This is a genomic window from Geodermatophilus sp. SYSU D00766, assembly GCF_054049915.1.
Genome location: NZ_JBJGYI010000015.1, coordinates 16,117 through 40,237, shown reverse-complemented (window position 1 = coordinate 40,237; position 24,121 = coordinate 16,117). Strand labels below are relative to the sequence as shown.

Here is a 24,121-nt window from a genome sequence, read left to right as displayed (position 1 = left end):
CGACCAGCACTGAGGAGAACACGTGGCCAAGGACCGCAAGCCCGATGCCGGCCGCGCCGGGGGCGGGTCGAGCCGGTCCGGGTCCGGCGCGCGACCGGCGTCGGCGACGAGGTCGTCGGCGGGCCGCGGGCGCACCCGCCCGCCGACGCAGGTGGTCACCCAGCAGCGGCCGTGGGGCCTGATCGCCGCCGCGGTCGCCGTCGTGGTCTTCGCCGTCGCGGCCATCACCTACGCCGTCGTGCAGGTGCGCCAGTCCGACGCCGAGCGCATCGACTCCCTCGACGAGATCGCCGGCATCGAGAGCTTCGACTACGCCGCCGGCCAGGAGCACGTGTCCACCCCGGTCGAGTACGAGCAGTCGCCGCCGGTGGGCGGGCCGCACGACGGCGAGTGGGCCGACTGCACCGGCACCGTCTACGACGTCGACGTCCGGCACGAGAACGCCGTCCACTCCATGGAGCACGGCGCCGTGTGGATCGCCTACGACCCCGAGCGGGTGTCCGGCGACGACGTCGAGAAGCTGGCCGACCTGGTCGACGGCGTCTCGGGCCGGCTGCTGTCCCCCTACGCGGGCCTGGACTCCGCGGTGAGCCTGCAGTCGTGGAACCACCAGCTGAAGGTGGACTCGGTCGACGACCCGCGCATCGAGCAGTTCGCCGACTTCCTCACCTTCAACGGCGAGGTCGAGGGCCACTACCCCGAGATCGGCGCCAGCTGCGAGAACCCGACGTTCGTGGCCGACCCGCTGGTCGTCGGCGACCCGAGCCGCGGCGCGGACGCGATGACCACCGACGCGCCGACGACGCCCACCGCCGCGGCGGACGCCTCGACCACGGAGTGAGGTCCCGATGACCGCCACCGCCGTCCGCCCCGAGCAGGACGCCCCGGCCCCGCGCCCGCGCGGCCGCGGGCTGCGCGCCGCCCTGCTGGCCCTCATCGCCGTCGCGCTGGTGGCCCTCGGCGGCGGGCTGGCGGTGGGCCTGGGCATCGGCCAGGACCCGGCGCCGACCGTGGACTCGGTCGACGCCGGCTTCTCCCGCGACATGGCGGTGCACCACCGGCAGGGCGTGGAGATGGCCAACCTGGCGCTCGAGCGCAGCACCGACCCCGAGGTCCGGCAGCTGGCCTTCGACATCTCCAGCACGCAGACCAACCAGGCCGGCCGGATGGAGGGCTGGCTGTCGCTGTGGGGGCTGCCGCGCTCCGGCGGGGAGCACATGGCCTGGATGGGCGGCGGGCACGCCGGGCACGACATGTCGTCGATGGACGGCGCGGACGGCGCGCTCATGCCCGGGATGGCCACCGAGGCGGAGCTGGCCGACCTGCGGTCGCTGACCGGGACGGCGTTCGACGTGGAGTTCCTGCGGCTGATGATCCGCCACCACCAGGGCGGCTTCGACATGGCGCAGTACGCCGCCCAGCACGCGGCCGAGCCTGCGGTGCGCACGCTGGCGCGCTCCATCGCCGACACGCAGAGCGCCGAGGTGACGACGATGGTCGACATGCTCACCGCGCGGGGCGGGACGCCGCTGCCGGCGCCCTGAGTCCCGCCGTCGGGACGGGCGGGGGCGGCTGGTAACTTCTCCCCTGCCCCGAGCCCCCGTAGCTCAGGGGATAGAGCACCGCCCTCCGGAGGCGGGTGCGCAGGTTCGAATCCTGCCGGGGGCACGTCGTACGGCCCGGACGGTCCTCCGTCCGGGCCGTTCTCGTCCTGGTCCAGGTGGTCGGGTGCCGCGGCCGGGCGCCGTCAGGAGGCGATCTCCACCGCGGCCTCCGCCGGGGCGAGCACCTGCCAGAGCGCACGCGCGAGCGCGTCGTTCTGCCGGAAGAACGGGGCATTGGTGCCCGGCCGGGCGAAGGCCGCCACCTGCGCACCGGAGGTCCAGAAGCCGGCGGCGAAGACCCGGGGGTTCGGGACGCCGGCGGCGTCGACCAGGCGCTGGGTGACGTCGACGTGCAGCCGGCCCCCGCTGCCGCGGCCCGCCGCCTCGCCACGCCGCAGCAGGCCGCTGACCAGCGGGTCCGGCGTGGTGGCGACGTCGGGGGCGGGCAGCCGCGCCTCGACCAGGGCGCGGGCCTCGGTGACGGCCGCCACGCTGGCCGACCGGGCGCGGAACAGGCCGGTGGCGGCGTCGAGGTCGATCCGCACGTCGGCGCCGAGGAAGCGCACGACGCCGGCCTCGGAGAGCGCCAGCAGCTCCTCCAGCCGCGGCGCCGGCGGGCCGCTGGCCAGGTAGCTGAAGAGGTTCATCCACCAGCCGGCCACGTCCTCGGCCTCCGACCGCGGGGTGAGCCGGCCGGTTGCGGCCAGGGTGACCACGGTGCCGTGGCAGAACAGCAGCGCGGTGAACACCGCGGCGTCCGGGCTGTACGCCGGGTCCGCGGCGCGGGCGAGGTCGGCGCGGACGTGAGCCCGCTCCCACTGCTGCAGCTCCTCGCCGTCGGCGAACCGCCGGCCGGCCAGCGGCCGGTTGCGCGCGGGCAGGTCGAAGCGGTCCGCCGGGTCGGGGACGGCCCGCTCGACCAGCGCGTCCACGCCGCTCGGGTCGGCGGCGAAGCGCTCGGCGAACTGGTCCCACGCCATCCGCGTCCGCTCCGGGTGGGCGCGGAACAGCTCGGTGTAGTGCGCCCAGGCGAGCTCGCGCTCGATGACCGGGGCGAGGTCCGCGCGCAGGTCCAGCCGGCCCGGGCCGAACGCCTCCTCGATCGCCGCCGGGGTGAAGAAGCGCAGGGGGACCGGCGGGCCCGGCCAGACGTAGCCGAGCTTCGACCGGTAGGGCACCCCGCGGCGGGACCCGACGTGCAGCACCGGCTCCTGCCCGGAGGCCAGGTAGCGCAGCCGGCCGTCGTCGCCGCGCTCGAACCGGCCGCCCCGGCCGCTGGTGAGCAGCACGACGAGGTCGACGAACGCCAGCCCGGCGCCGCGCACGAGCACGTCCTCGCCGGGCCGCAGGACCGACAGGTCCAGGTCGGCGGTGTAGCCGGGCGGCACGTAGGTGAGCCCGCGGGCGGCGGCCCAGCGCTCGGTGGCCCGCTCGGCGGCGGAGGGGTCCGCGTCGAGGTGGCCCTGGGCCAGCAGGACCGCGTCGGCGGCGAGCACCCGCCCGTCGGCGAGCACGACGTCGGCGCCGTCGGGCCGGGGCCGCACGTCGACCGCCCGCTGCCGGTGGCGGTGCACCGCGACCTCCGGGGCGCCGGCGGCCACGACCTGCTCGAGGACCCAGCCCAGGTAGGCGTTGACCAGCGGCCGGGACGGGAACGACGTCGGGGCGAGCCGCCGCGCCTCGGCGCCGACCGGATCGGCCTCGGGCAGCGCCCGGCCGACGCGCTCGACCCACTGCCACAGGGTGGTCCCCTCCCCCACCGGGCCGTCGACGACGACCGAGCGGTCGGGCAGCACGGTGACGTCGGCGACGAGGGAGTTGGCCCACAGCAGGCGCGGCTGCTCGGCCCGCCAGACGCGGCCGCCGCCGGGCGGGTGGGGGTCGACCAGGTGGACCTCGAGGGGGCGGCCGCCGCGCAGCCCGGCCGCGTTGGCGACCAGGCGCTCGAGGACACCGACGGCGGTGGGGCCGGCGCCGACGACGCAGAGGACGGCGGGGCGGGGAGGCGGGAGGGGCATCGGAGGAGGGCTCCAGGCCGGGACGACGCGGACAGGGCGGTCGGTCAGCGGGCCCGGCAGAGGGCGCTGCAGGTGCGGCGCAGGTCGATGTGCCGGCGTCGCGACAGGGCCGGTCGGCGCACGTGTCCCCTCCTCTCCTCCTCCTGGGTCAACAGACGGCCGGTCGCCGTGCTTCCCCGGGTCACCGCGGGTCCCCGCAGCCGGCGCCGCGGCCGAGGGCGGCGGCGTCCGCGAGGCGGCGCGGGTCGTCGGCCGGCTGCCAACGGCCGTCGCGGCGCGCGTAGGCCACCCGCGGCCCGGCGGCCAGGAACGCCTCGAGGGCGGCCGGCAGGCGGTCGACGTCGGCAGCGCTGGTGCCCACGCCCACGCTGGCCCGCAGCGCCCCCTCGGGCACGCCCAGCCGGGCGAGCAGCGGGTGGGCGCAGAACCGGCCGTCGCGCACCCCGATGCCGTGCTCGGCCGACAGGTACGCCGCGACCAGGCCCGGGTCGGCGCCGGCCACGGTGAAGGACACGACGCCGGTCGGGTCGGCCGAGTCGGCCCAGATCCGCAGCACGCGCACGCCCGGCAGCGCGGTCAGGCCGTCGACCAGCCGCTCGCGCAGCGCCCGCTCGTGCCGCTCCAGCGCCCCGGCCGGCAGCGCGGCCAGGGTCCGGCACGCCTCGGCCAGCGCCACGGCGCCCAGCACGTTCGGCGAGCCGCCCTCGTGCCGGTGCGGCGCGGGGGCCCACGCGACGTCGTCGACCGTGACGTCGTGCACCGCCCCGCCCCCGGCGAGGTGGGCGGGCGCGGCGTCGAGCCAGTCGCGGCGGCCGACCAGCGCGCCGGTGCCGAACGGGGCGTAGAGCTTGTGGCCGGAGAAGGCCACCCAGTCCGCGCCGGTGGCGGCGAGGGAGAACCGGCGGTGCGGGACCAGCTGGGCGCCGTCGACGGCGACGCGGGTGCCCGCGGCGTGCGCGAGGGCGACCACCTCGTCGAGCGGCAGGGCCTCCCCGGTCACGTTGGACGCGCCGGTGACCGCCAGCAGCACGTGGCGCCCGCGGGCGAGCTCGTCGCCCAGGGCGCGCAGGGTCGCGGTGACCGTGGCCTGCACGGGCAGCACGGTGGCCGGGCCGCGGCGCTGCCAGGGCAGCAGGTCGGCGTGGTGCTCGCAGTCGAGGACGAGCACCGAGGCGCCCGCCGGCACCGCGCCGGCCAGCAGGTTGAGCGCGTCGGTGGTGTGCCGGGTGAGCACGCAGACGTCGTCGGCCCGGGCGCCGACGAAGCCGGCCACGACGGCGCGGGCGGCCTCGTACACGGCGGTGGAGACCTGGGAGAGCCAGCCGGCGCCGCGGTGGACGCTGGCGTAGCGCGGCAGCACCTCGGCCACCCGGTCGGCGACGGCCGGGAGCGCCCGGGTGCTGGCCGCGGTGTCCAGGTCGGCGTAGGGGACGCTGCCGCCGGTCACCAGCGGCACCGGGGTGCCGGCGCCGACGAGCGGCAGCAGGGGCGCCTCCCCCGCGGGCGCGGTGCGGCAGGGTCGGTCGAGGACGGCGCTGGTCATGCGGCACTCCTGGCGGGCCGGGACCCGGAGCGGGTCCGCGCTTGCGGACTGCCGGGCGGCAGCCGCCTGGTCGTCACCCGGGGCACCCCATCGCGGAGGAGGGTTGCCGGCCAGCGAGCCGGGGCTTCGCGCTGGCACTCGTGACCGCGTCCGAGGATGCCAGGCGGCCCGATACCCGTCAAACCCGATCGGCTTGGTGTAGTTCACTGGGCGGCATGGGCACGATCGCCGTCGTCGGCAACCCCAAGCCCCGTTCCCGCACCCGGGCCGCGGCCGAGCTGGTGGTCGAGCGGCTCACCGGCACCCCGCCCGACGTCGTCGTCGACGTCATCGACCTCGGGCCGGGCCTGCTCGGCTGGGGGGACCCGGCGGTCGGCGGGGCGGTCGAGGCGCTGAAGGCCGCCGAGGTCGCCGTCGTCGCCAGCCCGACCTACAAGGCCACCTACACCGGGCTGCTCAAGCTCTTCCTCGACCAGGTCGGCACCGGCGAGCTCGCCGGCGTGGTCGCCGTCCCGCTGATGCTCGGCGGCGGCCCGACCCACGCCCTGGCGCCGGAGCTGCTGCTCAAGCCCGTGCTCGTCGAGCTCGGGGCGACCGCGCCGACCCGGGGCCTGTACCTGGTGGAGAAGAGCTGGGACGACCCGGCGGCGCTGGCGCCGTGGCTGGCCACCGCCGCGCCGCAGGTCGCCGCCGCGCGGCGGGGCTGAGCCGTGGAGGTGCACTGGTTCCTGCCCAGCCGCGGCGACGGCCGGGACGTCGGCCCGGCGACCACCGACCGGGGGCACAACGCGGGGGCGCTGCGCCGGAGGCCGACGCTCCCGTACCTGGCGGCGGTCGCCCAGGCGGCCGAGCAGAGCGGGTTCACCGCGGTGCTCACCCCGACCGGCTCGGGCTGCGAGGACGCCTGGGTGCTGTGCTCGGCGCTGCTGCCGCTCACCTCGCGGCTGGAGTTCCTCGTCGCCTTCCGCCCCGGCTTCGTGCTCCCCACCCTGGCGGCCCAGCAGGCGGCCACCTTCCAGCGGCTGTCCGGCGGCCGGCTGCGGCTCAACGTGGTGACCGGGGGCGACCCGGTCGAGCAGCGGGCCTACGGCGACTTCCTCGGCCACGACGAGCGCTACGAGCGCACCGGTGAGTTCCTCGAGGTGCTCCGCCGCTGCCTGGCCGGGGAGCGGTTCGACCTGGCCGGGCGGCACGTGCGGGTGGAGGGCGCCGGCCTCACCCGGCCCCCGGACGTCGTCCCCCCGGTGTACCTCGGCGGTGCGTCACCGGCCGCCGAGGAGGTGACCGCCCGATGGGTCGACCGCTACCTGCTGTGGGGCGAGCCGCCGGCCATGGCCGCCCCGCGCATCGAGCGGGTCCGGGAGCAGGCCGCACGACACGGGCGCACGCTGCGGTTCGGCGTGCGCCTGCACGTGGTCAGCCGCGACACCCCCGAGCAGGCCTGGGCCGAGGCCGACCGGATGCTCGCCGGGATGCCGCGATCGGCGATCGCGGCCACCCAGGAGCGCTTCGCCCGGATGGACTCGGTCGGCCAGGCGCGGATGACCTCCCTGCACGGCGGCCGGGCCGGCGACGGCGCCCGCTCCCTGGAGGTGGCGCCCAACCTGTGGGCCGGCATCGGCCTGGTGCGGGAAGGCGCGGCCACCGCACTGGTGGGCAGCCACGAGCAGGTCGCCGAGCGGCTCGCCGAGTACGCCGCCCTCGGCCTCGACGAGTTCGTCCTGTCCGGCTACCCGCACCTGGAGGAGGCGTGGCGGGTCGGCGAGGAGCTGCTGCCCCTCCTCGCCGCCCGCTAGGCCTGTCCCAGCGGCGCGAGGCCGAGGTGCTCGCGCAGCGTCGTCCCCTCGTAGTCGGCGCGGAAGACGCCCCGCTCCTGCAGCAGCGGGACGACCGAGTCGACGAAGGGGTCCAGCCCGCCGGGCACCAGGTGCGGCACGAGGATGAACCCGTCGGCCGCGTCGGACTGCACGAGGTCGTCGATCTGCTCGGCCACCGTCTGCGCACTGCCGATGAACGACTGCCGGCTCTGCACCTCGGTCATCAGCTCGCGGATCGAGTAGCCCTTCTCCGCGGCGAGCTCGCGCCACTGCCGCGCGGTGGCCAGCGGGTCGCGGTACATGCGCACCTGAGCCCGCCCCTGCGCGACGTGGGTCTCCCCCACCAGCGGGTCGACGTCGGGCAGCGGGCCGTCGGGGTCGAGGGCGGACAGGTCGCGGTTCCACACCTGCTCGAGGAACCGCAGCGCCGTCTGCCCGGACACCTGCTGGCGGCGGATCTCGTGGGCCAGCTCCGCGGCCTCGGCATCGGTGTCCCCGACGACGAAGGTGGCCGCCGGGAGGATGAGCAGCTGGTCCGGCGTGCGCCCGTACCTCCCCAGCCGGCCCTTGACGTCGCGGTAGAACGCCTGGCCGGCCTCCTTGGCACCGTGCCGGCTGAAGATCGCGTCGGCCGACGACGCGGCGAACTCCCGGCCCTCCTCGGAGTCCCCCGCCTGGAAGACCACCGGCCGGCCCTGCGGGCTGCGCGGGACGGAGAACTGCCCGGCGATGTCGAAGTGCGCGTCGGAGTGCGCGAACGCGCCCGGGTGCGGGTCGCGCAGGAAGACGCCGGACTCCCTGTCGGCCACGATCTCGTCGCCGCGCCAGGAGTCGAACAGCTCCCACGTCGTCTGCAGGAACGTGCGGGCCCGGTCGTAGCGCTGGTCCTGCGGCAGGAACCCGCCGCGGCGGAAGTTCTCGCCGGTGAAGGCGTCCCACGACGTGACGACGTTCCAGGCGGCGCGCCCGCCGGTGAGGTGGTCGAGGCTGGCGAACTGGCGGGCCACCTCGACGGGCTCGTTGAACGTCGAGTTGATGGTCCCGGTCAGGCCCAGCCGCTCGGTGACCGCGCCGAGGGCGGCCAGCACGGTGAACGTGTCCGGCCGGCCGACGACGTCGAGGTCGTAGATGGACCCGTTCTGCTCGCGCAGCCGCAGCCCCTCGGCGAGGAAGAGGAAGTCGAACTTCCCCCGCTCGGCGGTCTGCGCGAAGTGGACGAACGAGCTGAACTCGATCTGGCTGCCCGATGCCGGGTCACTCCACACGGTGGTGTTGTTGACGCCCGGGAAGTGCGCGGCGAGGTGCACCTGCTTGGTCACGGTCGTTCCCCTCAGGCGACGGTGGCGTAGCGGTTGGTGGGCCGCGGCAGGCCGAGCAGCCCACGCAGCGTCGTCGCCCCCGTGCCGGTCGGGTAGGCGGTCCGGAAGGCACCGCGGCGCTGCAGCTCGGGCACCAGGCCGCGGGTGATCGCGGTGAGGTCGTGCGGCAGCGCGCCCGGACGCAGCCGGGCGCCGGTGAGCCCCGCGGCAGCCCACTCCTGCAGCAGGTCGGCCAGCTCCGCCGGCGTGCCGGTGACGACCAGCGCGTCGCTGCGGTACTCCGCGCCCGCCCGCTCGTCGAGGCGCTCCTTGCGCGCCCGGGCGGCGGCCGCGTCGTCGTCGAGGAAGACGACGACGTCGCCGAGCACGTGCACCCGCTCCCCGGCGCGGCCCGCGGCCGCCTGCGCCCGGCGCACCTCGGCCACGATTCCTCGGGCGTCGTCGGCGTCCCGCGGCGTGACGAAGCCGAGGTCGGCCGAGGAGCCGACCAGCTCGTAGGGGATGCGCTGGTGCGCCAGCGCCGCGACCGGCGGCTGGCCCTGCGGCGGCCGCGGGGTGATCGAGGGGCCCTTGACCGAGAAGAACCGGCCCGTGAAGTCGACGTAGTGCAGCTTGTCCCGGTCGACGAACCGGCCGGTGGCGACGTCGCGGATCTCCGCGTCGTCCTCCCAGCTGTCCCAGAGCCGGCGGACCACCTCGACCCAGTCGGCGGCCTCGGCGAAGGCGTCGCGCAGCACCTGCTGCACCGCCGGGTCGTGGCGGTCGACGCCGGTCAGCTCCGGGAACGAACGCCGGCCGACCAGCCGCGCCTCGTGCTGCGCCAGCGACACCTGCACCCGCACGCCGGCGCGGCCACCGCTCACGAAGTCGAGGGTGGCGATCGCCTTGGACAGGTGGAACGGCTCGGTGTGCGTGACCACCGCGGTCGGCACCAGCCCGATGTGGCGGGTCAGCGGCGCGATGCGCGCGGCGACGAGGACGGCGTCGAGGCGGCCGCGCACCCGGTCGGTGCGGTCGTCGGGCCGGAACCGGTCGTCGGACTGCAGCGCGAGCGAGTCCTCGATGGTGACCAGGTCGAGCAGGCCGGCCTCGGCCTCGCGGACGAGGTCGGTCCAGTAGCCGGGGGTGAGGAGCTCGGCCGGGCGGGCGTCGGGCTCGCGCCAGGCGGCGGGGTGCCAGCCGGCGCCGTCGAGAGCGACGGCGAGGTGGAGCGGTTCGGTCACGGGGACGGGTCCTCCCGGGTCGGTGGTGGTCAGCCGGCGGCGTGCGCGGCGAGCTGGAGGGCGGGGACGCCGGGCTGTCCCAGCGCGAGGTCGGCGAGCACCCGGCCGACGGCGGGCGCGGACTTGAGGCCGTGGCCGCTGAACCCGGCGCCGACGACGACCGGTCCCACCCGGTCGAGGACGAACTCGCCGGTGGCGGTGCTGGTGTAGGTGCAGCTGACCGGCTCGGCGGAGTCGGGGTCGAGCCCGGGCAGCCAGCGGCACACGTACTCCTGCAGCCGGGCCAGCCGTGCGGGGTCGGGGCGGCGGTCCCGGGTGCCGGGCGTGCACACCGCGCCCGAGCCGTGGAAGCCGACCTTGACGCCGTCGCCGGGGCTGGCCAGGCCGTAGACCCCGGCCGGCCAGCCCTCGGCGGGGTCGGGGTCGCTGGTGAACGACGGCCAGACCAGGTCCGCCGACAGCGCGCGGAAGTGCGCCGGCTGCTCCTCGGTGACGCGCAGCGGCGGCACCGGGAACGCCGGGCCGAGGACCTCCGGGGTCCAGGCGCCGGCGGTCACGACGGCGACCCGGGCGCGCACGTCGCCGCCGGCGGCCTGGCGGACCCGGACGCCGTCGCCGTCGGGCAGCACCGCGGTGACCCGGCGGTGGTGCCCGACGACGGCGCCGTGCGCGGCGGCCGCCTCCTGCAGCGCGGCGACGGCGGCGTCGGCGTCGACCCGGCCGGCGGTGTGCGGCTCGTGCAGCACGGGGCCGGGGAAGCGCAGCCCGGGCCAGCGCCGCGCGGCCCCCGCGGCGGGGAGCCACTCGTGCTCCACGCCGGCGCGCTGCATCGCCGTCGCCACCCCGCGCAGCCGCGCCTGGCCCGCGGGGGCCGCGGTGGCGACCCCGGGTCCCGGGTGGAGCACGCGCCGGCCGGTCTCGTCCTCGAGCTCGGCCCACCGCCGCCGCGCCTCGGCGACCAGCGCCTGGTGGTGCCGCTCGGCGTAGGTGCTGCGGTAGATGCGGGCGCGGCCGTGCGAGGCGCCGAGGTCGTGCCCGGGGCCGAACTGCTCGAGCAGGACGACGTCGCGGCCGCGGCGTGCCAGCGACCAGGCGGCCGCCGAGCCCATCACGCCGCCGCCGACCACCACGACGTCGGTGCGGCGCGGGGTGCCCACCTGCGTCACGATGCCACCTGCGCCCCGACCACCGGGACGTCGACCACCGACACGTCGACCGCCGGTACGTCGGCCCGGGCCGGCGCCGCGCAGGCCGAGGTGCCGACGATGACGGAGAGCACCAGCGCGGTGCGCACCGGCAGGGCGGGGACGGGGTCCGGACGGGGACGGCGGCGGGGACCGCGCGAGGGGGTGCCCACGGGTGCGCTCAGTCCTCGGCCGGCAGGCCGGGCGGGTTGGTCTCGGCGCGCTCGATCGCCTCGCTGGTGAGGCCCCACCGCTCGAGGACCTCCGCGTAGCTGCCGTCGTCGATGGCGGCGTTGAGCGCGGCGGTGACCGCAGGCGCGAGGCCGTTGCCCTTGGCGGTCGCGACGGCGATCTGCGCGGTCTGCGGCCAGCCGCCGTTGACCGTGCCGACCACCTCGAACTCGTCCGGGGAGACGGCGGCCTTGTAGGCGGCGGTGGCGTTCGGGCCGAAGGTCAGGTCCAGCCGGCCTGACTGCAGCGCCAGGGTGGTGTCGCCGTCGTTCTCGAAGTACTGGACGACGACCGGCTCGAGGCCGGCCGCCCGGTTCTGCTCGTCCCAGGCCAGCAGGATCTTCTCCTGGTTGGTGCCCGACCCGACCGCGATGGTCAGGCCGGCGACGTCGGCCGGCTCGTCGACGACCAGGCCGGAGCCGGTGCGCGCCTGGAAGGCGAGCTCGTCGACGCGGTAGGAGGAGAAGTCGAACAGCTCCTTGCGCTCCTCGGTCACCGTGACGTTGGCGATCGTGACCTCCACGTCCCCGGACTGGGTGGCCAGCGGCCAGTTGGACCAGTCCGTGGTCACCAGCTCCAGGTCCAGCCCGAGGCCGTCGGCGACGAGCTGGGCGATGTCGGGCTCGTTGCCGATGACCGTCGCGTTGTCGTCGGCCAGGAAGCTCAGCGGCGCGGTGAAGGCGCCGACGGCGACGGTCAGGACGCCGTCCTCGGCGACCTGCGGCGGCAGCAGGGCGACCGCCTCGTCGCTCTCGGTCGTGCGCACGCGGTCCTGCTCGGGGCTGGTGTCCACTGCCAGCGCGCTGCTGCCGGTGTCCTCCTCCGCGCGGGCCTCCTCGATGTCCGCGGCGCTGCTGCAGGCGCTCAGCGCGAGGAGGGAGGCAGCGGCCAGGGCGGTGGCGAGCGGGACTCGTCGGGTACGGGCGATCACGGTCGTTCTCTCTTCCGGCAGGGGCACGCGGGCGCGTGCCGGCGACGGGCGGCGCGCGCTGCGCCGTCCGGGGGTGGGGACGGGGAGGGTCAGAGGACCTGCGCGAGGAAGGCGCGGGTCCGTTCGTGCGCGGGGTGGTCGAGCACCTGCTGCGGCGGGCCGGCCTCGACGATGCGGCCGTCGGCCATGAAGACCACCCGGTCGGCGGCCCGGCGGGCGAAGCCGACCTCGTGGGTGACGACGATCATCGTGGTGCCGCCGCGGGCGAGGTCCTCGATGACGCGGAGCACCTCGCCGACGAGCTCGGGGTCCAGCGCCGAGGTGGGCTCGTCGAACAGCAGCACCGCCGGGTGCATGGCCAGGGCCCGGGCGATCGCGACCCGCTGCTGCTGCCCGCCGGACAGCTGCCGGGGGTGGGCCCCGGCCCGGTCGGCGAGGCCCACGCGGGCGAGCAGCTCGCGGGCCTCGGCCTCGACCTCGGCGCGCGGCCGGCCCTGCGCCGAGACCGGCGCCTCCACCACGTTCTCCAGCGCGGTGAGGTGCGGGAACAGGTTGAAGGACTGGAAGACGAACCCGAACCGGGTGCGCTGCCGGAGCAGGTCCTTCTCCTTGAGCTCGTGCAGGGTGTCGCCCCGGCGGCGGTAGCCGACGAGCTCGCCGTCGAGGGCGACGAAGCCGCGGTCGACCTTCTCCAGGTGGTTGATGCTGCGCAGCAGCGTCGACTTGCCCGACCCGGAGGGCCCGAGGACGACGGTGACCGTGCCGGGCTGGACGACCAAGTCGACGCCGTGCAGCACCTCGACGCCCGCGTAGGACTTGTGCACGCCGTGGACCTCGACCCGCCCGCGGCGGGCGGCGACCGTGGTCACCGGGACACCTCGCGGGCCGGACGGACGCGGGCGAGGCCCGCGGTCAGGTTGGCGCGCAGTCGCTGCAGCGGCGTCGGGGGCAGGGTGCGGAGGGCGCCGCGGGCGTAGTACCGCTCCACGTAGTACTGGACGACCGTGACGACCGTGGTGAGGACGACGTACCAGACGGCGGCCACCAGGAGCATCGGCAGCACCCGCTGGGTGCGGCCGTAGATCACGCTGACGGTGTAGAAGAGCTCGCCGAGCGCCAGGACGTAGACGATCGAGGTGCCCTTGAACAGGCCGATCACCTCGTTGACCGCCGTCGGCACGATCGAGCGCATCGCCTGCGGGAGGACGATGCGGGTGGTCTGCCGGCGCTTCGGGATGCCGAGCGAGGCGGCGGCCTCCAGCTGGCCCTGGTCGACGCTGAGGATCCCGGCCCGGACGATCTCCGCCGAGTAGGCCGCCTGGTGCAGGGCCAGGCCCAGGACGGCCGCGCCGAACTTGTCGATCAGCGAGAGCGTCTCGACGCTGGCGAACGACGGGCCGAACGGGATGCCGACGTCCAGCGACCGGTAGAGGTAGGCGAGGTTGTACCAGAGCAGCAGCTGCAGGATCAGCGGCACCGAGCGGAACACCCAGGTGTAGCCCCAGCTGACCGCCTGCAGCAGGGGCGAGCGGGACAGCCGCATGAGCGCCAGCACCGTCCCGAGCGCGAAGCCCAGCACGGCGGTGATCAGCGTCAGCTGCACCGTCGTCCAGACGCCGCGGACGATCGACTCCTCGGTGAGGTAGGCGCCGACGACGTCCCACTCCCACCGGGGGTTGGTCACCAGCGAGTTGACGACCATCGCGAGGAGGACGGCGACGACCGCGGTGGCCACCCAGCGCGCCGGGTGCCGGGCGGGCACGACCCGCAGCCGGTCGTAGGGCGTCCCGCCCGCCGGTGGCGCGGCGGTGTCGGAGCGGGGCAGCAGGGTGGTCACGCCCCACCTCCCGGCAGCTGCTTGTCGAACGCGTACACGCGCTCGGCGACGGGCAGCCGGCTCAGCACGGCCAGGTCGGTGGGACGGGGCACGGCCGGGTCGAACAGCGGGGTCCAGCCGGCCGTCAGGTACAGCGCCTTGGCCTCGGGCTGGCGCGGGCCGGTGGTGAGGAACAGGCGCGAGTAGCCGCGTGCCGCCGCGCGCGTCTCGAGCTCGGCGAGCACCTGCCGCGCCAGGCCGCGGCGGCGGTGGGTGGCCGCCGTCCACATGCGCTTCACCTCGGCGGTGCCGGGGTCGGCGTGCCGGCGGTAGGCGCCACCGGCGACGGGTGTGCCGCCGGCCAGCAGGAGCACCAGCTCGCCGTCGGGCGGCAGGAACTCCTCGACCGGGTAGCGGGTCAGCTCCTCGTGGGCACCGCCGAACAGGTCGCCGTAGCGGGCGTCGTACTCGGCGGCGAGCTCGGCGAACAGGGGCGCGGCCAGGGGGTCGTCGGGGTGGACGGAGGCCACCTCGAGCGGTGGTGCGGACATGACGGAGCTCCTGACAGGAACAGGTGAGGGTGTGGCCGTCCTGCAGGGCCCCGCTGCGAGCGTGCGAGCAGCGGGGGGCAGGAGGGTCCTTCTACGGTCGGGAGGTCAGGAGGTCAGCGACAGAGCGCGCTGTCGGTGCGGTGCAGGTCGACGGTCGGTCGGCCGACCAGGTCGAGCGAGAGGGCGCGCACGCTGCTCGTGCTCCCGTGTCCCACGGCTGGGCTCCTCTGTCGGGCCCCGGGAGGGGCGGCTGGACTTGCGGGGCGCACGGTGCGCACCCGCCTGGTCGTCACCCGGGGCACCCCGTCCCAGCGGAGGGTTGCCGGTCAGCGAGCCGGGGCTTGACGCTGACGCTCTGGACCTGCGCGCCAATCTAGGCGCCGCCGGTAATCCCGTCAATTCCCATCGACTTGGTGCAGATCGGACCGGCCCACGGTGGCCCTCCGCGGCGCACACCCCCTGCCAACGGCCCACGAGGACCTCGCCCCGTGGTCAGTCGGCGTGGGTGCCGAGCGTCAGACCGCGATGCCGACGAGCTTGGTGTCGAGGTACTCGTCGATGCCCTCGTAGCCGCCCTCACGCCCCAGCCCGCTGGCCTTGACGCCGCCGAAGGGAGCGGCGGCCGACGTCGGGTTGATGTCGTTGACGCCCACCATCCCGAAGCGCAGCTTCTCGGTCACCCGGATCGCGGTGGACAGGTCGTTGGTGTAGACGTACGCGGCCAGGCCGTACTCGGTGTCGTTCGCTCGCGCGACGACCTCGTCCTCGTCGTCGAACGGGGTGACCGCGGCGATGGGGCCGAAGGTCTCCTCGCGGGAGACGAGCATGTCCGGCGTCACGTCGGCCAGCAGCGTGGGCGAGAAGAAGGTCGTGCCGGCGAGCCCCTCGACCTGCAGCCGCTCGCCCCCGGCGACGACCCGGGCGCCGCGGGTCCGGGCGTCGTCGACCTGCGCCTCCATCTTGGCGACGGCGCGCTCGTCGATCAGCGGGCCGACGGAGATGCCCTCCTGGTCGCCGCGACCGACCCGCAGCGCCGCGATCCGCTGCTCGAGGGTGGCGACGAAGGTGTCGTAGAGGGAGCGGTGGACGTAGATGCGGTTCGGGCTGATGCACGCCTGGCCGGTGTTGAGGAACTTGACCAGCGCGGCCCCCTTGGCCGCCCGCACCGGGTCCGCGTCACCGAAGACGATGAACGGCGCGTGCCCGCCCAGCTCCACCGAGACCCGCTTGAGCGTGGCGGCGGCCTTCGCCACCAGCACCTTCCCGACGGCGGTGGAGCCGGTGAAGGTCAGCTTTCGGACCACCGGGGAGTCCAGCAGCGCGTCACCGACCTCCGCCGGGCGGCTGGTGGTGACCATGTTGACCACCCCGGCGGGCAGCCCCGCGTCGACGAGCACCTGCACGGTCGCCACCGCGCAGAGCGGGGTCTGCTCGGCGGGCTTGAGCACCGAGGTGCACCCGGCGGCGACGGCGGGGGCGAGCTTGCGGGTGAGCATCGAGACCGGGTAGTTCCACGGCGTGATGGCCGCGACCACGCCGACCGCCTGGCGCATCGTCACGAACCGCTGGTCGGCCCGCGCCGAGGGGATCGTGACACCCCCGACGCGCTTGGCCTCCTCGGCGAACCAGGCCAGGAAGTCCGCCGCGTAGGCGACCTCGTTCATCGCCGCCTTGAGCGGCTTGCCCTGCTCACGGGTCATCAGCGCGGCCAGGTCCCTGCGCCGCTCCCGCATCAGGGCGTCGGCCCTCGCGAGGACCGCCGCGCGCTCGTAGGCGGTCGCGCCCGACCAGGCCGGCAGCGCTCGCTCCGCGGCGGCGATCGCGGCGGCGGTGTCGGTCCGGTCGCCGTCGCTCGCCCGGCCCAGGACCTCGCCGGTGGCCGGGTTCGTGACGGGGAACGTCGCGCCGCCGTCGGCGGGGCGCCACTCCCCGTCGACGTGGATCGTGCGACCTGGCTCCTGCGTCATGGCGCCCACCTCACTGGCTGACCGATCCGAGGACCGGGGGTCGGGTCCGCGGCGCCGTTCCGCCGCCGGGCGATGGTGTCACCCGCGGACCGGGCGCCCACCCCTCCCGGGTGTCGGTCAGCGGCGGAAGGGGCCGTACGAGCCGGTGAACACGACGGGGTGCGGGAGGCCGGGCTCGGCCCCGTCGCCCGCGACGGCGGCCTCGCCGCCCACGCCGAGCAGGGTGCGGGTCACCGCCTGGGTGCTGTCGAGCAGGTCGTCGAGGGCGCGGGTGAGGTGCACGGCGGTGACCCGGTCGAGCGGGTCCTGCTCGTGCAGCGCCTCCAGGACGGCGCGGCGCAGCAGCTCCTTGAGGAACGACGCCGTCACGCCCTCGGTGCGGTCGACGGCGCCGGTGACGTCGTCCTCCGACAGCTGCAGCGGCACGGCGCGGCCGTAGAGCTCCAGCAGCCGGCGGCGGGCCGCAGCGTCGGGCAGGTCGACGTCGACGGCGACGTCGATGCGCCCGGGCCGCGCGGCCAGGGCCGGCTCGAGCAGGTCGGCCCGGTTGGTGGTCAGGACGAAGAGCAGGTCGGCGTCCGGGGCGGCGCCGTCCATGGCGTCGAGCAGGTCGAACAGCACGGGGCTGCCGCCGGGGCCGAAGGAGCGGTCCATGGCGACGAGGTCGACGTCCTCGAGCACCACCACGGCCGGCTGCAGGTCGCGGGCCAGGTCGGTGATCGAGCCGACCATGCCGAGCGACCGCCCGGTGAGCAGCAGCCGGGTGTAGCCCTCCATCCGGCCCAGCAGGTAGCGCACGGTGTGGGTCTTGCCGGTGCCCGGCGGTCCGTAGAGGAGCAGGCCGCGCTTGAGGTGCTGCCCCGCCGCGCGCAGGCCCGCGCGGTGCGCGGCCACGCCCAGGGCGTGCCGCTCGACGCGGTCGAGGACGGCGGCGGGCAGCACGACCTCGTCGCGGTGCAGCTCCGGCGGGTCGAGGAAGGTGAGCACGACCTGGCCCATCGGCCCCTGGGTGACCTCGACCAGCCGGCCGCGGTACACGTTGAGCTCGCGGCGCAGCCGGTCGATCTCGGCCAGCACAGCCTGCGCCTGCTGCACCGGCAGCCCGGCGACCTCGACGCGCAGCCGCGGCTCGTGCTCGCTCGGCCCCTGTACGAGCAGTACGTACCGGCCGGCGTCGTCGGTGACCAGCAGCAGGGCCGTGCGCAGGCAGGCCAGCGTGGAGTCCGGGCCGTTCGGCAGGTCGACCACGGAGGGAGCGCTCAGGCGCACCGGGGGCAGTCCCTCGCCGGTCATCAGCTGCTGCAGGTCGATCCCGGCGTAGTGCGGCGGGAGCACCACGCCGCGCACCTCCACCGAGCGCCCGCCGGTCGCGGTCCAGGCGTCGAGGGCGGTCTGCAGGTTGACGTGCTCGAGGGGCGGGAGCTCCCGTGCGACCACCGACTGCTGCAGGCGCTCGGGACCCAGCGTCTCCTGCACCAGCGTGACGACCTCGTTGCGCGCTCCCTCCCCGGTGAGGTGCAGCCAGTCGAGCAGCGACCGCAGCCCCGCGGCGAACTCCCTGGCCTCGGTCTGCGATGCCTCGTTCGCCACGGCGCTCCCTGCTCCCGGTCGGTCGGACGTAGCGGCGGAGCGTAGCGATCACCGCACTGCTGCGCTGCTGCACGGGGACCCGTCCGGCACTAGGTGCGGGATGCGCTGCCGCTCCCGGTGGACCGGTCGCGCTCGGCGGACGGGCTCGGGCCCCACCGAGCAGTCGCGGTCGGTGGGCACGGCGTGCCCGTGCGGGTCACCGACCACGACTGCTCACCCGGCCGGTGGTGTCCCGTCCGCCCACGTGTGCGCGCCCCCGGCTGCCCGGGTCAGGCCAGGAAGGACTCCCAGCCGCCGGCGGGGGCCGTGCCGACCGGCAGCGTCCGCAGCCGGTCCAGGACGGCGGGGTCCTGCACGTCCAGCCAGTCCACGAGCTGGCGGAAGGACACCAGCCGCACCTCGGGCCGGCCGGCGACGGCCCGCAGCGTCTCCTCGACCGCGTCCATGTAGATGCCGCCGTTCCACTGCTCGAAGTGGTTGCCGATGAACAGCGGCGCCCGGTTGGTCGTGTAGGCCCGCTCGAACCCGGCGAGGTAGGCCTCCAGGGCCTGCTGCCGCCAGGTGCCGTGCATCGCCGGGTCGCCGGCGGTGTCCCCGCGGGTCTGCTGGAACATGATGTTGTAGTCCATGGCGAGCACGCTGGAGCCCCTCGCCGGGAAGGGCACCGACGGCAGCGGGAGGTCCCACAGGCCGAGCTGCTTCCCGGGCCACACCTGCGACCCCCCGGGTGAGCTGGCGTCGTAGCGCCACCCGAGCGCGGCGGCGCTCGGCAGCAGGGCGTCCTGGCCCTGCAGGCACGGGGTGCGGCCCCCGACCAGCTCGACGTCGTAGTCGAAGGGCAGCGGCGGCAGGTCGCCGCGGCCCGTCGTGGTCTTCCAGGTCTGCACGAACCGCTTGGCCTGGGCGATCTCGCTGGTCCAGTCCTCCGGCGACCAGAGCCGGACGCCGTCCTCGCCGCAGAAGTGGCCGTTGAAGTGGGTGCCGATCTCGTGCCCGTCCAGCCAGGCGAGGCGCACCTCGGCCACGGTGTCGAGCACCTCCTGCGTCGACAGGAAGCCGATGTCGGAGGCCCCGACGGGGTGCCGCGGCGGCGCGTACTGCATCCGCTGCTCCGCGGGCAGCGCGTACAGCCCGGTGAGGAAGAAGGTCATCGACGCGCCGAGCTCCTGCGCGAGCTGCCGGAACCGGGGGAACTGACCGGTGGCGAGGTTGGCCGCGCCGTCCCAGGAGAACACGACGAACTGCGGCGGCCGCTCGCCCGGCGCCAGCTTCTGGGGAACCGGCTGGTGGGGCTGGGGACCGGTGTCGGCGGTCGAGCCGTCACCGATCAGCCGGGGCTCCGGTGCCGGCGGGGGGACGGGCTCCGGCGCGGGGACGGGCGGCGGCGGCGCAGGGGTGGTCGCGGGTGCGGAGGTCGTCGCCGCGGCCTTCGTGAACGAGCGCTCCGCGGCGCGGCAGCCGCCCGCGGCCAGCAGCGACGCCCCGGCCCAGCCCAGCAGGGCGCGCCGCCTCAGTTCCCGCACGGGTCGTTCCCGGTGGTGCGCACGACGTCCCCCCAGCACACAGGCCCCCGTGCCCACGCCACCCGCCGTCAGGGTGACCGGACGCACCGTAGCGGCACCTGGCCCGTTCCGGGACTCCCGCGACGCCCGGTTAGCGTGCCGGTCATGGAGCACACCGGGGTGCAGACCACCCGCGTCGGCGACGTCGAGCTGGCCTACGAGACCTTCGGCTCGCCCGAGGACACACCGCTGCTGCTGGTCATGGGCCTGGCCACGCAGATGATCGGCTGGCCCGACGAGTTCTGCCGGATGCTGGCCGACCGCGGCCTGCACGTCGTCCGCTTCGACAACCGCGACATCGGCCTGTCCACCCACCTCGACGCCGCCGGCGCGCCCGACGTGCTCGCCGTCATGGGCGGTGACCACTCGCGGGTCGCCTACCGCCTCGCCGACATGGCCGAGGACACCGCCGGCCTGCTCGACGCCCTCGGCCTCGGCAGCGCGCACGTGGTGGGGGCCTCGATGGGCGGGATGATCGCCCAGGCGCTGGCGATCCGGCACCCGGAGAAGGTGCGCAGCCTGACCTCGATCATGTCGACCACGGGCGACCCGGCCGTCGGCGCGCCCGCGGAGGCCGCGCTCGGCGTGCTGCTCGCCCCGCCGGCGACCGACCGGGAGTCCGCGGTGCAGCGCGCCGTCGACACCTACCGGGTCATCGGCTCCCCCGGCTTCGAGTTCGACGAGTCCGGGTTGCGGGAGCGGGCCGGGCTCTCCTTCGACCGCGCGTACAACCCCGCGGGGGTGGCCCGCCAGCTCGCCGCGATCCTGGCCAGCCCCGACCGCACCGCCGACCTCGCGCGGGTCGCCGTGCCCACCCTCGTCGTGCACGGCGCGCAGGACGCGCTGGTGAACGTGTCCGGCGGCCGGGCGACGGCGGCGGCGATCCCGGGCGCCGAGCTGCTGGTGGTCGAGGGCATGGGCCACGACCTGCCGCGCGCGGTGTGGCCGCAGCTGGTCGACCGGATCGGCGCGCTGGTCGACCGGGTCGAGCGGGCCTGAGCCGCGCCGGGGCCCCGCTGCGACGGCGGGGCCCCGGTGCCGGGCTCAGCTGGTGAGCATGCCGCCCTCCACCGGGATCGTCGTCCCGGTGACGTAGCCGCCGGCGTCGCTGACGAGGAACACCAGCGCCGCGGCGAGCTCCATCGGGTCGCCGGCGCGGCCGGCGAGCACCCGGCCCATCTGCTGGTCGAGGTAGCCCTCGGGGTACTGGTCGGTCATCTCCGAGGCGAAGAAGCCCGGGGCCAGCGCGTTGACCCGGATGCCCTTGCGCCCGGTCCACTGCTGGGCGAGGTCGCGGGTCAGCCCGATCAGCCCGGCCTTGCTGGCCGCGTAGGCCGCCTGGGGCAGCCCGGCGGTGGTCAGGCCCAGCACGCTGGAGATGTTCACGATCGAGCTACCCGGCTGCATCACCCGGCCGCAGGCCTGCGCCATCCAGTAGCAGCCGTTGAGGTTGACGTCGATGACCGCGCGGAACTCCTCGGGCTTCTCCCGGGTGGCCGGCGCGGCGGTGCCGATGCCGGCGTTGTTGACCAGCACGTCGACCCGGCCGAACTCGGCCATCGTGGCGTCGACGAGCGCCTGGCAGTCCTCCACCCTCGCCACGTCGGTGCGCACGGTGATCGCCCGCCGCCCGGCGGCCTCGACCGCCTCCCTGGTGGCGCCCATCTTCTCCTCGCGCCGTGCGCCGAGGGCGACGTCGGCCCCCGCCTGCGCCAGGGCCCGGGCGAACACCACGCCGAGTCCCGACGACGCCCCCGTCACGATCGCCACCCGGCCGTCGAGCCGGAACATGTCCAGCACGGTCCTGTCCGCTGCACCGCTGTCCGCTGCACCGCTGTCCGCCACGCCGCTCTCCCCTCCCGCTGCTGCACCGTCCCCGGGACCGTAACCGGCTGTGTGGTGGGTCACCCGGCGGGTAGGCACCCCCCGGTCGAGAGGAGGCCGGGCCATGACGTCGGGGAAGCAACCCGAGGCGCCGCTGTGGCGGCAGGCGTTCGACGCCGCCGAGAAGCGGGTGACCCCGCACGCCGAGAACCTGGTGCGCACGCCCGGTTTCGCCACCGGCGTCGCCCTGCTGCGGCGTGCGCAGAACGCGGCGAGGGACACCGCGCGGGGGGTGTCGGCCCGCGCCTGGCACCTGGTCAACCTGCCCGCCGGCACCGACCTCGCCCGGCTGCGCGCGCAGATCGGCGCCCTCGACCGCGAGGTGCGGCGCCTGACCGTCCAACTGGAGACCGAGCGCCGCGCCCGCGCGGCCGCCGAGACGACCCCGGAGGAGCCCGATGCCGACGGTGCCCAGCCCGCAGGCGGTCCTCGACCGCGTCCGTCGCGACGTGGAGCGCAACGCCCTCCGCGCGCGTAACGGCATCAAGCTCGTCGCCGGGGTCGACCGCCCGGGCGTCGGGCTGACGCCGAAGGACGTCGTCTGGGAGCGCGGCCGCACCCAGCTGTGGCACTACCGCAGCGACCGGGTGCGGTACTCCCCGCCGCTGCTCATCGTGTTCAGCCTGGTCAGCCGCAGCTACATCCTCGACCTGACCCCGGGCAACTCGTTCATCGAGCAGCTCGTCGACGCCGGCTTCGACGTGTACATGGTCGACTGGGGCGAGCCCGACGAGCGCGACGCGCAGAACCGGCTCGAGGACTACGTCGACGACTACGTCCCCGCCGCGGTGGAGCGGGTGCGGGAGATCTCCGGCGCCGAGCAGGTCAACCTCTTCGGCTACTGCTTCGGCGGCGACCTGTCGCTGCTGTACGCCGCCCACCACCCCGACGCGCCGCTGCGCAGCCTCAGCGTGCTCGCCACCCCGGTCGACTTCACGCAGATGGGCCCGATGGCCGACGTCTTCCGCGGCGGCCTGGAGGTCGACGACGTCCTCGACGAGGACGGCAACGTGCCGCCGCGGGTCGTCGTCCAGGGCTTCAAGACGCTCACCCCCACCGCCGAGGTCACCCGGTACGTGACGCTGTGGGAGCGACTGTGGAGCGACGAGTACGTCTCGGCCTACCAGGCGATGACCGGCTGGTCCGACGACCACATCCCGTTCCCGGGCGCCGCCGCCCGCGAGACGGTGCAGATGCTCGTCCGCGACAACGGGATGGTCACCGACCGGCTGACCGTGGGCGGTGACCGGGTGCACCTGTCCGACATCCGGGTGCCGTTCCTGACCGTCCGCGCCGACCGCGACCACATCGTCCCGCCCGACGCGACCGCGCCGCTGATCGACCTGGTCGGCTCGGAGGACAAGCACGAGCTGCGGTTGAACGCCGGCCACATGGGCCTGGTGGTCGGCCGGACGGCGGCGCGGACGACGGTGCCGGAGATCATCGGCTTCCTGCGCACGCGCAGCGAGGAGAGCGCGCCCGCCCGGGCGGCGGGGCAGGAGGGATGAGCGTGGAGGTCGTCGAGCTGGGACCGGCGCACGCCGAGGCGCTGCTGCGGTTCTTCGGGAGCCTGCCGGAGGGGGACCTGACCTTCATCGAGGAGGAGGTCACCGACCCCGCCGTCGTCCGGTCGTGGGCCGACGGCGCCGGGGGCGGACGGCGCTTCGTGGCGATGGACGGCGACGAGGTCGCGGGCTACGTCGCCGTCCGCCCGCTGCCGGGCTGGTCCGCGCACGTCGGCGAGGTGCGGCTGGTCGTGTCCCCCACCCGGCGCGGCTCGGGCCTGGGCCGGGGGCTGGCCCGGCAGGCGCTGGTGACGGCGGTCGGCGACGGGCTGGCCAAGCTCGTCGTGGAGGTCGTCGCCGAGCAGGGCGCGGCGCTGGCGCTGTTCACCGACCTGGGCTTCACGGGGGAGGCGCTGCTGCGCGACCACGTGCGCGACCGCGAGGGCAACCTGCGCGACCTCATGGTGCTGGCCCACCACGTCGACGAGACCTGGGCCGGCATGGCCACCGTCGGGCTGCCCGAGGCGCTGGGCGAGGACCTGAGCTGAGCTGGTTCCCCGACGTCAGCTCCCGGGCGCACCGGGTCGCGCCACGCCCGGGGGCCGGCCGCCGGCGAGCGGAGGGCTCCCGGGGGCCGCGCGGTCGGCGGACCCTCCGGGGATGGCTTCCTTCCTCCTCGTGCACGGCGCCTGGGGCGGCGGCTGGGTGTGGGACGACGTCGCCCGCCACCTGCAGGACCTCGGTCACCGCGTGGCGGTGGTCGACCAGCTGCCCAGCGCCGGGACCGACCCCGGGTCGCTGGGCGACCTCCGCGCCGACGCCGACCACGTCCGGCACGCCCTCGACGAGATCGACGAGCCGGTGGTGCTCGTCGGCCACTCCTACGGCGGCATGGTCATCACCGAACTGGCCGACGACCCTCGCGTCCGCCACAGCGTCTACGTCGCCGCGATGTGGCCGCAACGGGGCCAGTCGCTGATGGACCTCGTGGGCGGGGACTCGCTCCCGGCCTGGGTCGAAGCGCGAGACGACGGCTCACTGACCGTGATCCGCGATCTCGACACGGTCCACCAGGCGCTGTGCGCCGACCTGCCCCGCGAGCAGGCGGCGGCCCTCCGCGACCGCCTGGTCCTGCAGTCGGCCGCGGCGTTCACGACGCCGAGCAGCGCCCCGGAGCGTGCTCACCCGACGACGTACGTGGTGTGCGCCCAGGAGTCCGACGACTGCATCCCGGTCCCGGCGCAGGAGGCGATGGGCGCGCAGGCCGGGCGGCTGGTGCGGCTGCCCTCGGCGCACATGGCGCAGTTGTCCGTCCCCGGCGACCTGGCCCGGGTCCTCGCCGACGTCGTCGAGCCGGCCGGCACCCGCGCCTGACC

At 75.7% G+C, this 24,121-nt stretch carries 23 protein-coding genes, 1 tRNA gene and 2 riboswitches; of the genes, 10 read left to right on the top strand and 14 right to left on the bottom strand.

Going from position 1 to position 24,121, the window contains the following annotated elements; all coding sequences use genetic code 11:
- Positions 1 to 22 precede the first annotated feature (22 nt).
- From ACI8AD_RS13060 to ACI8AD_RS13050, 3 genes are all read left to right on the top strand, one after another.
- Positions 23 to 841, top strand: coding sequence for a DUF3105 domain-containing protein (locus ACI8AD_RS13060; RefSeq protein ID WP_456870959.1), 819 nt, complete (start codon positions 23 to 25; stop codon positions 839 to 841).
- A 7-nt stretch (positions 842 to 848) separates the two neighbouring features.
- Positions 849 to 1,544, top strand: coding sequence for a DUF305 domain-containing protein (locus tag ACI8AD_RS13055; RefSeq protein ID WP_456870958.1), 696 nt, complete (start codon positions 849 to 851; stop codon positions 1,542 to 1,544).
- Between the two features lie 52 nt (positions 1,545 to 1,596).
- Positions 1,597 to 1,668, top strand: a tRNA-Arg gene (locus ACI8AD_RS13050).
- 79 nt (positions 1,669 to 1,747) lie between these two features.
- On the opposite strand, the gene ACI8AD_RS13045 is transcribed toward ACI8AD_RS13050, so the two are convergent.
- Complete coding sequence (locus ACI8AD_RS13045; RefSeq protein WP_456870957.1) at positions 1,748 to 3,622, bottom strand: FAD/NAD(P)-binding protein; 1,875 nt, start codon at positions 3,620 to 3,622, stop codon at positions 1,748 to 1,750.
- Positions 3,623 to 3,803: 181 nt separating this feature from the next.
- Positions 3,804 to 5,165, bottom strand: coding sequence for an aminotransferase class V-fold PLP-dependent enzyme (locus tag ACI8AD_RS13040; RefSeq protein ID WP_456870956.1), 1,362 nt, complete (start codon positions 5,163 to 5,165; stop codon positions 3,804 to 3,806).
- A 32-nt stretch (positions 5,166 to 5,197) separates the two neighbouring features.
- Positions 5,198 to 5,311: riboswitch (SAM riboswitch) on the bottom strand.
- A 69-nt stretch (positions 5,312 to 5,380) separates the two neighbouring features.
- On the opposite strand from ACI8AD_RS13040, the gene ACI8AD_RS13035 reads away from it, so the two are divergent.
- Both ACI8AD_RS13035 and ACI8AD_RS13030 read left to right on the top strand, forming a co-directional pair.
- A complete protein-coding gene (locus ACI8AD_RS13035) occupies positions 5,381 to 5,872 on the top strand; it encodes an NADPH-dependent FMN reductase (RefSeq protein ID WP_456870955.1) in 492 nt (163 codons plus the stop codon).
- A 3-nt stretch (positions 5,873 to 5,875) separates the two neighbouring features.
- Entirely contained in the window at positions 5,876 to 6,961 is a 1,086-nt protein-coding gene (locus ACI8AD_RS13030) for an LLM class flavin-dependent oxidoreductase (RefSeq protein ID WP_456870954.1), read from the top strand.
- On the opposite strand, the gene ACI8AD_RS13025 is transcribed toward ACI8AD_RS13030, so the two are convergent.
- From ACI8AD_RS13025 to ACI8AD_RS12975, 11 genes are all read right to left on the bottom strand, one after another.
- Positions 6,958 to 8,301: an NtaA/DmoA family FMN-dependent monooxygenase gene (locus ACI8AD_RS13025; protein WP_456870953.1), complete on the bottom strand. Its 1,344-nt coding sequence runs from the start codon at positions 8,299 to 8,301 to the stop codon at positions 6,958 to 6,960. The two genes, ACI8AD_RS13030 and ACI8AD_RS13025, sit on opposite strands and share 4 nt — an antisense overlap.
- A gap of 11 nt (positions 8,302 to 8,312) precedes the next feature.
- Positions 8,313 to 9,524 carry an LLM class flavin-dependent oxidoreductase gene (locus ACI8AD_RS13020; RefSeq protein ID WP_456870952.1) on the bottom strand — a complete coding sequence of 404 codons (1,212 nt, stop codon included), beginning with the start codon at positions 9,522 to 9,524 and terminating at the stop codon, positions 8,313 to 8,315.
- Positions 9,525 to 9,553: 29 nt separating this feature from the next.
- The gene (locus ACI8AD_RS13015; RefSeq protein WP_456870951.1) at positions 9,554 to 10,690 is read right to left on the bottom strand and encodes an FAD-dependent oxidoreductase; all 1,137 of its coding nucleotides are present in this window, start codon (positions 10,688 to 10,690) and stop codon (positions 9,554 to 9,556) included.
- Entirely contained in the window at positions 10,687 to 10,881 is a 195-nt protein-coding gene (locus ACI8AD_RS13010; RefSeq protein WP_456870950.1) for a hypothetical protein, read from the bottom strand. The genes ACI8AD_RS13015 and ACI8AD_RS13010 overlap by 4 nt, the downstream gene beginning before the upstream one ends.
- Before the next feature lie 8 nt (positions 10,882 to 10,889).
- Positions 10,890 to 11,870, bottom strand: coding sequence for an ABC transporter substrate-binding protein (locus ACI8AD_RS13005; RefSeq protein WP_456870949.1), 981 nt, complete (start codon positions 11,868 to 11,870; stop codon positions 10,890 to 10,892).
- Between the two features lie 89 nt (positions 11,871 to 11,959).
- Positions 11,960 to 12,739 (bottom strand): amino acid ABC transporter ATP-binding protein, encoded by a 780-nt coding sequence (locus tag ACI8AD_RS13000; RefSeq protein WP_456870948.1) that lies wholly within the window; start codon positions 12,737 to 12,739, stop codon positions 11,960 to 11,962.
- Positions 12,736 to 13,707 (bottom strand): amino acid ABC transporter permease, encoded by a 972-nt coding sequence (locus ACI8AD_RS12995; RefSeq protein ID WP_456870947.1) that lies wholly within the window; start codon positions 13,705 to 13,707, stop codon positions 12,736 to 12,738. The genes ACI8AD_RS13000 and ACI8AD_RS12995 overlap by 4 nt, the downstream gene beginning before the upstream one ends.
- Positions 13,704 to 14,237 carry a GNAT family N-acetyltransferase gene (locus tag ACI8AD_RS12990; RefSeq protein WP_456870946.1) on the bottom strand — a complete coding sequence of 178 codons (534 nt, stop codon included), beginning with the start codon at positions 14,235 to 14,237 and terminating at the stop codon, positions 13,704 to 13,706. Before ACI8AD_RS12990 ends, ACI8AD_RS12995 begins: the two co-directional genes overlap by 4 nt.
- A gap of 247 nt (positions 14,238 to 14,484) precedes the next feature.
- Positions 14,485 to 14,599: riboswitch (SAM riboswitch) on the bottom strand.
- 153 nt (positions 14,600 to 14,752) lie between these two features.
- Complete coding sequence (locus tag ACI8AD_RS12985; RefSeq protein WP_456870945.1) at positions 14,753 to 16,204, bottom strand: NAD-dependent succinate-semialdehyde dehydrogenase; 1,452 nt, start codon at positions 16,202 to 16,204, stop codon at positions 14,753 to 14,755.
- 117 nt (positions 16,205 to 16,321) lie between these two features.
- The gene (locus tag ACI8AD_RS12980; protein WP_456870944.1) at positions 16,322 to 17,794 is read right to left on the bottom strand and encodes an AAA family ATPase; all 1,473 of its coding nucleotides are present in this window, start codon (positions 17,792 to 17,794) and stop codon (positions 16,322 to 16,324) included.
- Between the two features lie 269 nt (positions 17,795 to 18,063).
- Positions 18,064 to 19,317 carry a hypothetical protein gene (locus ACI8AD_RS12975; RefSeq protein WP_456870943.1) on the bottom strand — a complete coding sequence of 418 codons (1,254 nt, stop codon included), beginning with the start codon at positions 19,315 to 19,317 and terminating at the stop codon, positions 18,064 to 18,066.
- Between the two features lie 144 nt (positions 19,318 to 19,461).
- Between ACI8AD_RS12975 and ACI8AD_RS12970 the strand changes: the two genes are divergently transcribed.
- Positions 19,462 to 20,355, top strand: a complete 894-nt coding sequence (locus tag ACI8AD_RS12970; protein ID WP_456870942.1) for an alpha/beta fold hydrolase — start codon at positions 19,462 to 19,464, stop codon at positions 20,353 to 20,355.
- A gap of 45 nt (positions 20,356 to 20,400) precedes the next feature.
- Here ACI8AD_RS12970 and ACI8AD_RS12965 read toward each other — a convergent pair whose 3' ends face one another.
- A complete protein-coding gene (locus ACI8AD_RS12965; RefSeq protein ID WP_456870941.1) occupies positions 20,401 to 21,147 on the bottom strand; it encodes an SDR family NAD(P)-dependent oxidoreductase in 747 nt (248 codons plus the stop codon).
- A gap of 157 nt (positions 21,148 to 21,304) precedes the next feature.
- On the opposite strand from ACI8AD_RS12965, the gene ACI8AD_RS12960 reads away from it, so the two are divergent.
- The 4 genes from ACI8AD_RS12960 to ACI8AD_RS12945 all read left to right on the top strand — a co-directional run bounded on the left by ACI8AD_RS12960 (position 21,305) and on the right by ACI8AD_RS12945 (position 24,119).
- Positions 21,305 to 21,718 carry a hypothetical protein gene (locus tag ACI8AD_RS12960; protein WP_456870940.1) on the top strand — a complete coding sequence of 138 codons (414 nt, stop codon included), beginning with the start codon at positions 21,305 to 21,307 and terminating at the stop codon, positions 21,716 to 21,718.
- A complete protein-coding gene (locus tag ACI8AD_RS12955) occupies positions 21,639 to 22,748 on the top strand; it encodes an alpha/beta fold hydrolase (RefSeq protein WP_456870939.1) in 1,110 nt (369 codons plus the stop codon). Before ACI8AD_RS12960 ends, ACI8AD_RS12955 begins: the two co-directional genes overlap by 80 nt.
- Positions 22,745 to 23,293: an N-acetyltransferase family protein gene (locus ACI8AD_RS12950; protein ID WP_456870938.1), complete on the top strand. Its 549-nt coding sequence runs from the start codon at positions 22,745 to 22,747 to the stop codon at positions 23,291 to 23,293. Before ACI8AD_RS12955 ends, ACI8AD_RS12950 begins: the two co-directional genes overlap by 4 nt.
- A 112-nt stretch (positions 23,294 to 23,405) precedes the next feature.
- Positions 23,406 to 24,119, top strand: a complete 714-nt coding sequence (locus tag ACI8AD_RS12945; RefSeq protein WP_456870937.1) for an alpha/beta fold hydrolase — start codon at positions 23,406 to 23,408, stop codon at positions 24,117 to 24,119.
- Positions 24,120 to 24,121 lie beyond the last annotated feature (2 nt).

What these genes read in the sequence shown, in the direction of transcription:
- ACI8AD_RS12965 (WP_456870941.1), bottom strand. Translation starts at nt 21,147, where the DNA reads ATGTTCCGGCTCGACGGCCGGGTGGCGATCGTGACGGGGGCGTCGTCG.
- ACI8AD_RS12985 (WP_456870945.1), bottom strand. Translation starts at nt 16,204, where the DNA reads ATGACGCAGGAGCCAGGTCGCACGATCCACGTCGACGGGGAGTGGCGC.
- ACI8AD_RS13055 (WP_456870958.1), top strand. Translation starts at nt 849, where the DNA reads ATGACCGCCACCGCCGTCCGCCCCGAGCAGGACGCCCCGGCCCCGCGC.
- ACI8AD_RS13045 (WP_456870957.1), bottom strand. Translation starts at nt 3,622, where the DNA reads ATGCCCCTCCCGCCTCCCCGCCCCGCCGTCCTCTGCGTCGTCGGCGCC.
- ACI8AD_RS12990 (WP_456870946.1), bottom strand. Translation starts at nt 14,237, where the DNA reads ATGTCCGCACCACCGCTCGAGGTGGCCTCCGTCCACCCCGACGACCCC.
- ACI8AD_RS13040 (WP_456870956.1), bottom strand. Translation starts at nt 5,165, where the DNA reads ATGACCAGCGCCGTCCTCGACCGACCCTGCCGCACCGCGCCCGCGGGG.
- ACI8AD_RS12955 (WP_456870939.1), top strand. Translation starts at nt 21,639, where the DNA reads ATGCCGACGGTGCCCAGCCCGCAGGCGGTCCTCGACCGCGTCCGTCGC.
- ACI8AD_RS13035 (WP_456870955.1), top strand. Translation starts at nt 5,381, where the DNA reads ATGGGCACGATCGCCGTCGTCGGCAACCCCAAGCCCCGTTCCCGCACC.
- ACI8AD_RS12960 (WP_456870940.1), top strand. Translation starts at nt 21,305, where the DNA reads ATGACGTCGGGGAAGCAACCCGAGGCGCCGCTGTGGCGGCAGGCGTTC.
- ACI8AD_RS12970 (WP_456870942.1), top strand. Translation starts at nt 19,462, where the DNA reads ATGGAGCACACCGGGGTGCAGACCACCCGCGTCGGCGACGTCGAGCTG.
- ACI8AD_RS12950 (WP_456870938.1), top strand. Translation starts at nt 22,745, where the DNA reads ATGAGCGTGGAGGTCGTCGAGCTGGGACCGGCGCACGCCGAGGCGCTG.
- ACI8AD_RS12945 (WP_456870937.1), top strand. Translation starts at nt 23,406, where the DNA reads ATGGCTTCCTTCCTCCTCGTGCACGGCGCCTGGGGCGGCGGCTGGGTG.